At 68.7% G+C, this 10,867-nt stretch carries 10 protein-coding genes; 4 read left to right on the top strand and 6 right to left on the bottom strand.

Features of this window, described 5'->3' with window-relative positions; translation table 11 throughout:
- Positions 1-832, top strand: an 832-nt coding sequence (locus tag AADJ02_RS13525; protein ID WP_341213540.1) for a 3-hydroxyacyl-CoA dehydrogenase family protein, incomplete at its 5' end; no start/stop codon positions are given.
- Positions 833-1,048: 216 nt separating this feature from the next.
- Positions 1,049-2,059, top strand: a complete 1,011-nt coding sequence (locus AADJ02_RS13520) for a hypothetical protein (protein ID WP_341213539.1) — start codon at positions 1,049-1,051, stop codon at positions 2,057-2,059.
- Between the two features lie 62 nt (positions 2,060-2,121).
- Here AADJ02_RS13520 and AADJ02_RS13515 read toward each other — a convergent pair whose 3' ends face one another.
- The 6 genes from AADJ02_RS13515 to AADJ02_RS13490 all read right to left on the bottom strand — a co-directional run bounded on the left by AADJ02_RS13515 (position 2,122) and on the right by AADJ02_RS13490 (position 8,103).
- Positions 2,122-3,516, bottom strand: coding sequence for an SPOR domain-containing protein (locus tag AADJ02_RS13515; RefSeq protein WP_341213538.1), 1,395 nt, complete (start codon positions 3,514-3,516; stop codon positions 2,122-2,124).
- A gap of 64 nt (positions 3,517-3,580) precedes the next feature.
- Positions 3,581-4,222: a uracil phosphoribosyltransferase gene (gene upp / locus AADJ02_RS13510; RefSeq protein ID WP_341213537.1), complete on the bottom strand. Its 642-nt coding sequence runs from the start codon at positions 4,220-4,222 to the stop codon at positions 3,581-3,583.
- Positions 4,219-5,205: an adenosine deaminase gene (locus AADJ02_RS13505; RefSeq protein ID WP_341213536.1), complete on the bottom strand. Its 987-nt coding sequence runs from the start codon at positions 5,203-5,205 to the stop codon at positions 4,219-4,221. Before AADJ02_RS13505 ends, upp begins: the two co-directional genes overlap by 4 nt.
- Entirely contained in the window at positions 5,202-6,410 is a 1,209-nt protein-coding gene (locus AADJ02_RS13500) for a phosphopentomutase (RefSeq protein WP_341213535.1), read from the bottom strand. Before AADJ02_RS13500 ends, AADJ02_RS13505 begins: the two co-directional genes overlap by 4 nt.
- Positions 6,407-7,711, bottom strand: coding sequence for a thymidine phosphorylase (locus tag AADJ02_RS13495; RefSeq protein ID WP_341213534.1), 1,305 nt, complete (start codon positions 7,709-7,711; stop codon positions 6,407-6,409). The genes AADJ02_RS13500 and AADJ02_RS13495 overlap by 4 nt, the downstream gene beginning before the upstream one ends.
- Positions 7,711-8,103 (bottom strand): cytidine deaminase, encoded by a 393-nt coding sequence (locus AADJ02_RS13490; protein ID WP_341213533.1) that lies wholly within the window; start codon positions 8,101-8,103, stop codon positions 7,711-7,713. The genes AADJ02_RS13495 and AADJ02_RS13490 overlap by 1 nt, the downstream gene beginning before the upstream one ends.
- 127 nt (positions 8,104-8,230) lie before the next feature.
- Here AADJ02_RS13490 and AADJ02_RS13485 point away from each other — a divergent pair, with 127 nt between their 5' ends.
- Positions 8,231-8,431 carry a DUF3072 domain-containing protein gene (locus AADJ02_RS13485; RefSeq protein WP_341213532.1) on the top strand — a complete coding sequence of 67 codons (201 nt, stop codon included), beginning with the start codon at positions 8,231-8,233 and terminating at the stop codon, positions 8,429-8,431.
- Positions 8,432-8,497: 66 nt separating this feature from the next.
- A complete protein-coding gene (locus tag AADJ02_RS13480) occupies positions 8,498-10,798 on the top strand; it encodes an NADP-dependent malic enzyme (protein WP_341213531.1) in 2,301 nt (766 codons plus the stop codon).
- The last annotated feature ends 69 nt before the right edge of the window (positions 10,799-10,867 follow it).

The following is a 10,867-nucleotide window of genomic DNA, read 5'->3' as shown; positions in this document are numbered from 1 at the left end:
CTTCATCGGCATCCACTTCTTCTCGCCGGTCGACAAGATGATGCTGGTCGAGATCATCAAGGGCGAAAAGACCGGCGATGTCGCCGTGGCCAAGGCGCTCGACTTCACGCGTCAGATCCGCAAGACGCCGATCGTCGTCAACGACGCGCGCTTCTTCTACGCCAACCGCTGCATCATCCCCTATATCAATGAAGGCATCCGCATGGTCGCCGAGGGGGTGGAGCCGGCGCTGATCGAGAACGCGGCGCGTCTCGTCGGCATGCCGCTTGGCCCACTACAGCTCGTTGACGAGACCTCGATCGACCTTGGCGTGAAAATCGCCAAGGCAACCAAGGCGGCGATGGGCGACGCCTATCCCGACGCGGCGGTGGACGAGGTGTTGTTCTGGATGGCCGATCAGGGCCGGATGGGGCGCAAGTCGAAATCGGGCTTCTATGCCTACGACGACAAGGGCCAACGCACGGGTCTCTGGGAAGGCCTGTCCGAGCGCTACGCGGTCTCCGAAGAGCAGCCCGACCTCGTGGAGGTGCAGCAGCGGCTGCTCTTCGCTCAGGTGCTTGAGGCCGTGCGCGCCTTCGAGGACGGGGTGTTGACCGACATCCGCGAAGGCGACGTGGCGGCCATTCTCGGCTGGGGCTTCGCGCCGTGGTCGGGAGGTCCGTTCTCGTGGCTCGACATGATCGGCGCGGGCTTTGCCGCCGAGCGCTGCGACGCGCTCACGGCGAAGCATGGCGACCGCTTCGCCTGTCCGGCGCTGCTGCGCAAAATGGCGCAGTCGGGAGCCTCCTTCTACGACCGTTACGGCGACGGCCGCGCCGCGCGCGCCGCTTGACCCAACGAGGCCCGCGACAGACTTGCCCCTGTCGCGGGCCACTTCCTATCCTTCCGACTAGGTTTCTTCCGACCCTGTCGCGATCCGGTGTCGACACGGCCTCGGTTCCTGTGCGTCTCGCATGCCACAGGCTCTCGCAGCCCCTGTTCCTCGCCCAACCCCAGAGCTATGTTCACCGAAACGGCAGGCCGGGACATTCGGGCCGCGAAAGGAACGATGACCGCACTCAAGGAATTCGCTCGGTTGGAAACGGAAGGCGTCTGGTTCTCTGAACCGGAGGCGGAGCCGCGTCCGGTGACGATCTCCTTTGGCGAAGCCACCCTTGTGCTCTCGGACGAGAGCGGCCTGCCGGTGACGCATTGGTCGCTGCCCGCCCTGCACCGGCTCAACCCCGGCACGCGCCCGGCAATCTATGCCCCCGACGCCGAGGCGAGCGAGACGCTCGAGATCGAGGACGACACCATGATCGGCGCGCTCGAGAAAGTGCGCCGTGCCGTCGCCGCGCGTCAGCCCCGCCCGGGCCGCCTGCGACAGGGCGTGATCGCGGGCAGCGTGGCGCTCGGACTGGGGCTCGCAGTGTTCTGGCTACCCGGCGCGCTGATGCAGCAGACGCTGAGCGTGGTGCCGCCGGGCAAGCGGTCGGAGCTCGGGGCGACGCTCTTGGGCATGGTGCAGAAGATCACCGGCCCCACTTGCCGCGACCCTTTGGGCAGCGAGGCGCTAGGGCGTATGCGCGACAGGCTTCTGGGCCGGGGCGGCGGGCAGATCGTGGTGGTGCCCGAGGGGCTCGCCGGTCCGCTGTACCTTCCGGGCGGCATCATCGTGTTGCCACAGGAACTGGTCGAGACCGCCGAGGAACCGGCGGTGATCGCGGGCCACGTGTTGGCCACGGCGGCAAGTCGCAAGGCCCATGATCCGCTCGACGATCTGCTGCGCGAAGCGGGTTTTGGCACCGTGCTCAAGCTGCTGACAACCGGGGACATCCCGACCGAAACGCTGCAAGCGCAGGCGGTGCATCTGGCTGAGACCCCCGCCCCGCGCCCCGATGACTCGCAGTTGCTCGAGCAGTTCGCGGCCGCGGGCGTGCCGATCGGCCCCTGGGCGCGCGCCACCGATCCCGAGGGCGCGGTGTCGGCGGTGCTGATTGCCGCCGAGCCCGCGGCAAGCGCGGGACCCGTGGTCTCGGACGGCGACTGGGTCAGCCTGCAGGGCATCTGCCGCGGCTGACCCGGCAATCGAAAGTCCCTGACCCTACCCTACAGCCACGACGCCGCGCGCAGGCTGTAGGCTCAGTTGCGCGTGAAGGCGTCGCGGTAGCCCGCTGCCCGCACCGCGCCCAGCGCCTGCGCCAGCGGTGCGCCTTCGGCATAGGGACCGGTCGCGACCACCTGCAGCCCGCCGCTCTGGCCCCGCGCCACCTGCATGCCCATCGCCCGGAGCCGGGCAGCGGCGCGCTCGGCGTTGGCGGCTTCGCCGTAGCTTCCGACCTGCACGAAGCGCCCCGTAGCCGACGACGCTGGCCCAGAGACGGGTGCCGAACTGGTCGACACCCGTGCGACGATTGCCGTGGGCACCGTCACGGGGGCCGCGAGCACCGGCGCGCGCACCTGCCTCGCACCCGCGCGCTCGATGATGCGCACGCCGCGGTTCCGGTTGAGCCGCCCGTCATCCCAAGCACTGCTGTAGCCCAGCGGCGGTGCGACGGGATCGGGAAGCGGCACGGCGGCGGCGGCACGGCGCAGCGCGTCGGCCTGCGGATCGAGGAAGGCCAACACCCCCGCCGCGCCCTGCGGCTCGATCCGGGCGGCGTTGCCGAGGCCCGAGGGCGATTGCGCCTGTGGGCCGCACCGGCGCGGATAGGCCCCCGGACCGATCAACGCATGGCCGGACTCGGGGCCGAGATCGCAGCGTCCGACCACCGAGGCCACGACCGGCGCACGTCCGGCAGCGATCGGGGCACCGGGGACGACACCCGAGGCGGGGCCGGACGGGACCGCAGGCAGGCGGGTCGCGGCGAGGCGCGTGCCCGGCATGTGCGCCGTGGCGCGCTGCGGGCCGCAGCTTACCGGCTCACCGCTGCCTTGCAGCACGTAGCGTCGCCCCGTGGCGGCCATATCGGCACAGACCGCGGCCAATGTGTAAGCACCGCGCAACGGCGCCGCGGGATCGGCCCGGCGGGGCGCGCCGCACACGATGGTCTCGCCGGTGGTGCTGCTCACATAGCCTGGCTGCGGACCGCTCCGGCCATCACAGAAGGCCGAGCGGGTCAGCACCGGCGGTGTCGCGCGGGTAGCGGCGGGTTCGGGAGCGCGCACCCGCGCCGAGACCGGGGCCGACGTCGAGGTCGCGCGTGTCGGCGCAGCGGCGGACGCGGGCGTGGGGTTGGCGGCGGGCTTGGCCGCGGCGGGGCGCTCGGGTGCCGGATCGGCGATCACGGGAAGCGCCGCGGCAGCGGTGCGGCTGGGTTGAAAGCCGCACAAGGGCTCGCGCTCGCGGCTCATCCGCGGGATCCAGTTGGTCATGCCGCCGATGCCCGCGCGGATGAAGGCGCAGCCTTCGCTGTCGACATACTGGTTCGCACTGTAGCTTTCGGGCGGGAATTCCGCCGGAAGCTTGTCCTGCGCCATGGCCTGTCCCGCGACGGCCAGTGCCGCCGCCGAGACGGCGAGGAATGTCCTGATCATGCTGCCCCTGCCCCCGGAGTTTTCGGCAGCATGCTACAGGGCCGCTTTTGTGTAAAGCATGCCGCTACTTGGTGCCGAACATCCTGTCACCCGCATCCCCCAGTCCGGGCACGATATAGCCGTGATCGTCGAGCCGCTCGTCCAGCGAGGCGGTGACGATCGGCACATCCGGATGCGCCTCCTTCATGCGCGCCACACCTTCGGGGGCGGCCAGCAGGCAAAGGAAGATGATATCCTTGGCGCCCGCCTTCTTCAGCATGTCGATCGCCGCGACCGAGGAGTTGCCGGTGGCCAGCATCGGGTCGACCGCGATGGTCAGCCGCTCGTCGAGGCCCTTGGGCACCTTGAAGTAGTACTCCACCGGCTTGAGCGTCTCGGGATCGCGGTAGAGACCGACAAATCCGACGCGGGCCGAGGGGACCAGCTCCAGAATGCCGTCGAGCAGGCCATTGCCGGCGCGCAGGATCGACACCAGCGCCAGCTTCTTGCCCTCGATCGCGGGGGCGTCCATCGGCTGCATCGGCGTCTCGATGCGCGTCGTGGTCATCGGCAGGTCGCGCGTGACCTCGTAGGCCAGCAGCAGGCTGATCTCACGCAGAAGCTGCCGGAAACTCGCGGTCGAGGTGTCGGATCGGCGCATCAGGGTCAGCTTGTGCTGCACCAGCGGATGCGTGACGACGGTCAGGTGTTGGTCGGTATGGCTCATGCCGCCTCCAGTTTCTTCAGGATCTGCGCGCGGGTGTCGTCGTCGCAGAAGGCCGCCTCGGCGGCGACGCGGTTGGAGAGACGCAGACGCTCCTCCTCCCAGCCGAAATGCCGATCCAGCATCTCGTACTCGTGGGTCATCGTGGTGCCGAACCATGGCGGATCGTCGGTCGAGACGGTGACGCGCAGACCACGGTGGCGCAACTCCTCGATCGGGTGCGACTTCCAGTCCTTCACCGCCCCCAGCACGAGGTTCGACACCGGACAGACCTCGAGCGTGACGCCGCGCTCGATCAGGTGATCGCACAGCGCATGGTCCGACACGGCGTTGATGCCGTGGCCGATCCGCTCGCAGCCCAAGAGATCCACGGTATCGCGTACCATGTCCGGCCCGCCCCATTCGCCCGCGTGGGCGGTGAGCTGCAGCCCCGCCTCACGCGCCGCATCATAGGCCCATGTGAAATCACCGGGCCGGTACATCATTTCGGCCCCCGCAAGGCCAAAGCCGGTGATGAAGCGTCCCTTGGTCTCGGCGGCGCAGCGCGCGATGGGCTTGGCAGCCTCGGGGCCGAGGTGGCGCAGGCAGGTGACGATGCCGCGCGAGGCGATGCCAAAGCTGCGCTCGGCCTCGTCAGAGGCATCGACCATCGCGTCGAGGTAATCGCGCCATGCGGCGAGGTCGCCGCCGCCGCAGAAGTCGGGCGACAGGAAGAACTCGGTGTAGACCACCCCTTGCGCCGCGCTCTGCTCGAGCACGGCGAGCGTCAGGCGGCGAAAATCCTCTGGGCTTTGCAGCACGGTGCAGGCCGCGTCATAGGCCTTGAGGAACCATTCGAAGTCGCCGCGCACGAAGCCGCCCTGGCTGTCGAAGATGCGGTCGATGTCGATCGACTTCTCGCGCGCCAGACCGGCGATGAACGACGGCGGGGCCGCCCCCTCGAGGTGCAGGTGCAACTCGACCTTGGGCAGGGATCTGTAGCTCATGGCGTGGCCTCCGGATCGGGTGCGGGAATGCCGAGATGCGCGGAGGCAAGCGCGCCCACATCCACGAAGCCCATCAGGCCAAGCGCGCGCGCGCCGAGGCCATGGCACAGCACCGGCACCCGCTCGCGCGTGTGATCGGTGCCGGTGAAGGTCGGATCGTTGCCGTGATCGGCGGTCACGATCACCAGATCGCCTTCGCGCAGGCGCGGCAGGATTTTTGCAAGCTCGGCGTCGAACCACTCGAGGTGGCGCGCATAGCCCGACACGTCGCGGCGGTGGCCGAAGTTGGTGTCGAACTCCACGAAATTGGCAAAAACCAGCGCGCCGTCGGCGGCCTCATCCACGAGGTCCGACAGGTGCTCCATCAGCTTGTCGTCCGGCCCCTTGCGCAGGTCGGTGATGCCGCGCATCGAAAAGATGTCGCCGATCTTGCCGACAGCATGCACATCGCGCCCTTCGCCCTTGGCGCTGTCGAGCAGCGTGCGGCCCGGAGCGGCGATGGCAAAGTCCCGGCGGTGTGGCGTGCGGGTGAAGCCGCTGGCCTCGTCACCGATGAAGGGCCGCGCGATGACGCGGCCGACCTTCATGTCGTGCAGCATCGGCGCGACGGCGCGGCACATGTCGAGGAGCCGGTCGAGGCCGAAGCGCTCCTCGTGGGCTGCGATCTGCAGCACGCTGTCGACCGAGGTATAGCAGATCGGCCAGCCCGTCTGCATGTGTTCGGGGCCTTCCTCGTCGATGACAACGGTGCCGCTGGCATGGCGATTGCCCAAGATGCCGTCGGTGCCTGCCGCCTGCATCAAGAGCCGCGTCACTTCGGTCGGAAAGGCGGGGATCTCCTTCGGGAAATAGTGCCAGTCCCACGGCACCGGCACGCCCGCGAGTTCCCAGTGGCCCGAGGGCGTGTCCTTGCCGTTCGACACTTCGGTCGCCGCGCCCCAAGCACCGGTCGGCGCGGTTCCAAGGTTCGGCGCATCAAGACCGGAGGCGAGCGCGATGGCGTGGCCAAGACCCATCGCGTCTAGCGTGGGCAACTTCAGCGGGCCGGTGCGGCCCTCTTCGGCCTGCCCGGCGGCGCAGGCCTCGGCGATGTGACCCAAGGTGTTCGATCCGGTGTCCGGGGTGTCGCCGTTGAAGAACTGGTCGGCATCGGGCGCACCGCCGATCCCGGCGCTGTCCATCACCAAAAGAAATACGCGTGTCATGGGTCCACCCTCCCTCGAACGAGGTCATTGATCTGCGGTGCATCTCCGAGCGTGATGGCATCGCGCAGCGCCGTTTCGGCCGCATCGGCGGCTTCCTCGCTTGCGGCATGAATGCGGGCCACGCGGTCTCCCGGCGCGATCCTTGCACCAAGCCGGGCCACGTCCGACAGCCCCACCGCCGGGTCGATCCGGTCGGTTTCGACCCGGCGCCCGCCGCCCAGCGCCACGACGGCATGGCCGAGCGCCTCACCGTCGATGGCAAAGAGATGCCCGGCCTCGGTCGCGGTCACGTCGCGGATCACGGGGGCGGTCGGCAGGTGCGCGCGCCAGTTGTCGGCCATGTCGGAAGGACCGCCAAGCCCGTGCAGCATCGCGGCGAACCGCTCCATGGCGCGGCCCGAGGCGATGGCATGGGCGATCATCTCCTCGCCCTCGCCCTCGGCCCCGCCCGCCAGTGCCATGAGCCGCCCGCCCAGCGCCACGGTAAGATCATGCAGGCGCGGCGCGGCAAGATGGTCGCCGCCCAACACCTCCATGATCACCGCCATCTCGGTCGCGTTGCCCAAGGCGGGGGCCAGCGGTTCGTCCATGTCGGTCAGAAAGGCCGCCGTCGGGCAGCCTGCGCCATTCGCGGTCGTCACCAGCGCCTCGGCCAGCGCGCGGGCCTCATTTTCGGACTTCATGAAGGCGCCCGAGCCGACCTTCACGTCAAGCACGAGGCCCTCGAGCCCGGCGGCGAGTTTCTTCGACAGGATCGAGGCGGTGATCAGATCGACGCTGTCCACCGTGCCGGTCACGTCGCGCACCGCGTAGAGCCGCTTGTCGGCGGGGGCGATGCGCCCCGTGGCGCCGACGATGGCGCAGCCCACCTCGCGGGTGATGTCGCGCAGCTTGGCTTCATCGACCTGCGTCGACAGTCCCGGCACCGCTTCGAGCTTGTCGAGGGTGCCGCCGGTGTGGCCAAGGCCGCGCCCCGAGATCATCGGGACATAAACTCCGCAGGCCGCAAGCGCGGGCGCCAGCAGGAGCGACACCGGGTCGCCCACGCCGCCGGTGGAATGCTTATCGAGCACGGGCCCCGGCAGATCCCACGCCAGCCGGTCGCCGCTGTCGCGCATGCCGGTGGTCAGCGCGACGCGGCCCGCCTCGCCCAAGCCTCGCAGGCAGACCGCCATGGCGAAGGCCCCGGCTTGCGCGTCGGAGACGGTGCCGTCAGCCAGCCCCTGTGCGAAGGCCCGGATATCCTCGGGCGGCAGCGTCTCGCCACGGCGCAGCGCGGCAATGAGGCGACGTGCCTCCATCAGGCGCGTTCCATCTGGGTCTGATCGAAGGCGCCGGGCAGCAGATCGCCCAGCGTGGTTTCGCGCGTGGTGCCATCGGTGGTGGCGAGGGTGACCTTCACCTCGCCACGACCGAACTCGGCGAGCTTCTGGCGGCAGCCGCCACAGGGCGACACCGGCACCGGGCTGTCGGCGATCACCGCGACCTCGGCAATCTCGCTGTCGCCCGCGGCGCACATCGCGGCGATGGCGCCGGCTTCGGCGCAGGTGCCTTCCGGATAGGCCACGTTCTCGACGTTGACGCCGAGATAGACCTCGCCAGAGGCGGCGCGGATCGCCGCGCCGACCTTGAAGTTGGAATAGGGGGCATAGGCGTTCTCGCGCACGCGGCGCGCGTCATCGACCAGCGACATGGATGGGCCTCCTGATGGGTTTGCCGGAAACTGTGTCGCGCGGCCCCCCATGATGCAAGTCCGCCCTCGCGGAACCCCTCCCCGCGCGCCGGGGTTTGCCGTCATAGCCCATGCGGAGGGAGATACAATGATCGAACCCACCAAGGCCGTGCTACCCGAAACCGAAGCGCGTACACCCGACGATCCGGACGCGCCGATGAACCCCAAGCAGGCAGTTCTTCTGCGCGACCTGTGCGACAAGGCGGGCGAGGAGTTCGACGCGGCCCTGACCGAGCGGCAAGCCGATGAGCGGATAAGCGTGCTTCAGAAGCAGATCGAGGCGCGATAGGTCTTTCCCGCCCCCTTCGGAAAGGTTTAATGCTGAACCAATTTGATCAGGGGGAGAGACGACGCGATGGCCGACAGCACCGATGACACGAACCGCCCGGGCTCAGACAGCCTGCGTCAGGCCGCGCTCGACTATCACCGGCTGCCCAAGCCCGGCAAGCTGGAGATCCGCGCGACCAAGCCGCTGGCCAATGGCCGTGACCTTTCCCGTGCCTATTCCCCCGGCGTGGCCGAGGCCTGCCTTGAGATCAAGAACGACCCCGACACCGCGCGCGACTATACCTCGCGCGGCAATCTCGTGGCTGTCGTCACCAACGGCACCGCCGTTCTGGGCCTTGGCAACATCGGCGCGCTGGCCTCCAAGCCGGTGATGGAGGGCAAGGCGGTGCTCTTCAAGAAGTTCGCCAACATCGACTGCTTCGACATCGAGCTCAACGAGAGCGACCCCGAAAAGCTCGCGGACATCGTCTGCGCGCTGGAGCCGACCTTCGGAGCGATCAACCTCGAAGACATCAAGGCCCCCGATTGCTTCATCGTCGAGAAGATCTGCCGCGAGCGGATGAACATCCCCGTCTTCCATGACGACCAGCACGGCACCGCCATCGTCGTGGGGGCCGCCGCCACCAATGCGCTGCGCGTGGCGGGCAAGAGCTTCGAGGAGATCAAGGTGGTCTCGACCGGCGGCGGCGCTGCCGGCATCGCCTGCCTCGACATGCTCCTGAAGCTCGGCGTTCGCCGCGAAAACGTGTATCTGTGCGACCTTGCGGGCCTCGTCCACGAGGGGCGGTCCGAGGACATGACGCCGCAAAAGGCCGCCTATGCGCAGCCCGGCGGCGCGCGTGGGCTCGGCGATGTGATCGACGGGGCCGATCTGTTCCTCGGCCTGTCGGGCCCCGGCGTGCTCAAGCCCGAGATGGTCGAAAAGATGGCCGACCGTCCGATCATCTTCGCGCTGGCCAACCCGACGCCCGAGATCATGCCGGACCTCGCGCGCAAGGTGAAACCGGGTGCCATCATCGCCACCGGCCGCTCGGACTTTCCGAACCAGGTCAACAACGTGCTGTGTTTCCCGTTCATCTTTCGCGGCGCGCTCGATGTTGGCGCCACCACGATCAACGACGAGATGAAGATCGCCTGCATCGAAGGCATCGCGGCCTTGGCGCGGGCGACGACTTCGGCCGAGGCCGCCGCCGCCTATAGTGGCGAGCAGCTCACCTTCGGGGCGGAATACCTGATCCCCAAGCCCTTCGATCCGCGCCTCATGGGCGTCGTCGCCTCCGCCGTGGCCCGCGCCGCGATGGAGACCGGCGTTGCCGCCCGCCCGATCGCCGACATGGAGGCCTACAAGACCCGGCTCGACAGCTCGGTGTTCAAATCCGCACTGCTGATGCGTCCAGTTTTCGACGCGGCGCGCTCGGCCGAGCGGCGCATCGTCTTTGCCGAGGGCGAGGACGAGCGGGTGCTGCGCGCGGCCCATGCGATCATCGAGGAGACCACCGACACGCCGATCCTGATCGGTCGCCCGGACGTGATCGAGACGCGCTGCGAACGCGCCGGCCTGACGATCCGGCCCGGCATCGACTTCGAGATCGTGAACCCCGAGAACGACCCGCGCTACCGCGACTACTGGGGCACCTATCACGAGATCATGGCCCGCAGCGGCGTCAGCCCCGACATTGCGCGCGCCGTGATGCGCACCAACACCACCGCCATCGGCGCGGTGATGGTGCAGCGTGGCGAGGCCGACAGCCTGATCTGCGGCACCTTCGGCCAGTACCTTTGGCACCTGAACTACGTCACGCAGGTGCTCGGCACGCCGGATCTGCGCCCGGTGGGGGCGCTGTCGCTGATGATCCTTGAGGACGGACCGCTCTTCGTGGCCGACACGCAGGTTCATGCCGAGCCGAGCCCCGAGCAGATCGCCGAGACGGTGATCGGCTGCGCGCGTCACATCCGCCGCTTCGGCATCACGCCGCAGATCGCGCTGTGTTCGCATTCGCAGTTCGGCAACCTCGACATCTCCTCGGGCCGCCGAATGCGCGCCGCGCTGGAGATCCTCGACGCCGAACCCCGCGACTTTGCCTACGAGGGCGAGATGCATGTCGATGCCGCCCTCGACCCGGCGCTGCGCGAGCGGATCTTTCCCGGCGCGCGGCTCGACGGCGCGGCCAACTGCCTCGTCTTTGCCAACACCGATGCGGCGTCGGGCGTGCGCAACATCCTCAAGATGAAGGGCGCTGGCCTCGAGGTCGGCCCCTTGTTGATGGGCATGGGCAACCGTGCGCATATCGTGACGCCGTCGATCACGGCGCGCGGTCTACTCAACATGTCGGCCATCGCGGGCACGCCCGTCGCGCACTACGGCTGAGACTTCGGGGGAGGCGCGCCCTCCCCCTGCACTTTACTCTCCAAATACTCAAATCCCCCGTTCGCCCCA

This window comes from uncultured Limimaricola sp., from assembly GCF_964022235.1.
GTDB lineage: Bacteria > Pseudomonadota > Alphaproteobacteria > Rhodobacterales > Rhodobacteraceae > Limimaricola.
Note: the sequence above shows the minus strand (reverse complement) of the source record. Positions and strands in the feature narration are given on the sequence as shown.

Excerpts from the sequence above, each read along its gene's own strand:
- AADJ02_RS13520 (WP_341213539.1), top strand. The coding sequence starts at position 1,049 with ATGACCGCACTCAAGGAATTCGCTCGGTTGGAAACGGAAGGCGTCTGG.
- AADJ02_RS13515 (WP_341213538.1), bottom strand. The coding sequence starts at position 3,516 with ATGATCAGGACATTCCTCGCCGTCTCGGCGGCGGCACTGGCCGTCGCG.
- upp (WP_341213537.1), bottom strand. The coding sequence starts at position 4,222 with ATGAGCCATACCGACCAACACCTGACCGTCGTCACGCATCCGCTGGTG.
- AADJ02_RS13505 (WP_341213536.1), bottom strand. The coding sequence starts at position 5,205 with ATGAGCTACAGATCCCTGCCCAAGGTCGAGTTGCACCTGCACCTCGAG.
- AADJ02_RS13500 (WP_341213535.1), bottom strand. The coding sequence starts at position 6,410 with ATGACACGCGTATTTCTTTTGGTGATGGACAGCGCCGGGATCGGCGGT.
- AADJ02_RS13495 (WP_341213534.1), bottom strand. The coding sequence starts at position 7,711 with ATGGAGGCACGTCGCCTCATTGCCGCGCTGCGCCGTGGCGAGACGCTG.
- AADJ02_RS13490 (WP_341213533.1), bottom strand. The coding sequence starts at position 8,103 with ATGTCGCTGGTCGATGACGCGCGCCGCGTGCGCGAGAACGCCTATGCC.
- AADJ02_RS13485 (WP_341213532.1), top strand. The coding sequence starts at position 8,231 with ATGATCGAACCCACCAAGGCCGTGCTACCCGAAACCGAAGCGCGTACA.
- AADJ02_RS13480 (WP_341213531.1), top strand. The coding sequence starts at position 8,498 with ATGGCCGACAGCACCGATGACACGAACCGCCCGGGCTCAGACAGCCTG.